The following is a 591-nucleotide window of genomic DNA, read 5'->3' on the forward strand; positions in this document are numbered from 1 at the left end:
ACACCTCAAGCTGTCGCACGAATGGAAAAGGAGCTTGCCCGGCTTCAAGAAGGGATCACCCAGATTCAGGACACCTACGGCCAAGACCATCTCCAGCTGACCGTGCTTCGGGGGTATGTCGCCAAGCTCCTCGGGAACGCGCGCGTGTTGCGGTATTTGATGCAAACGCGCCCGGAATTCCTGTCCGAGTTTCAGACCATTGCAGAGATGGACACGGTCGTGCCGGCCGAGGCGGATTAACCCGCGCGGTCGATTCAATGGGGACCCGGACCCGATAAGCGCGGGGACCGCAGGAGACGCCGGACGGTGGGTCGGATCAATCGCGGTGGTGGGGATGGCGGCGAACCCGTTCGGAGCCCACCAGGTTGGCTGAGGTTTCGCCGACCGCGTGGCAGTTCAAACTGCTGCGACATTCGCAGGCGTGCTGAGTAATTGGGCAGCTCGGCACGCCTGCATTCTTGAATTTATTCAAACCCATAGAAGCGCGAACTTTTCCCGCTTTGCGTGTATTTTCGATTGCCTGCGCAGAAGCACTCCTCTAACATCTCCAACAGCACAGAAAATGGGCGTGTACATTTTTCCTACACGCAA

The 591-nt window shown here is 58.2% G+C and carries 1 protein-coding gene; it reads left to right on the forward strand.

What is annotated here, in order from left to right; genetic code table 11:
• Positions 1-240: plasmid partitioning protein RepB C-terminal domain-containing protein (locus tag E7681_RS18640; protein WP_281277673.1), on the forward strand; the 240-nt coding region annotated here is incomplete at its 5' end.
• Positions 241-591 lie beyond the last annotated feature (351 nt).

Origin of the sequence: Thalassobius vesicularis, from assembly GCF_004799325.1 — a bacterium.
Classification (GTDB): domain Bacteria; phylum Pseudomonadota; class Alphaproteobacteria; order Rhodobacterales; family Rhodobacteraceae; genus Thalassobius; species Thalassobius vesicularis.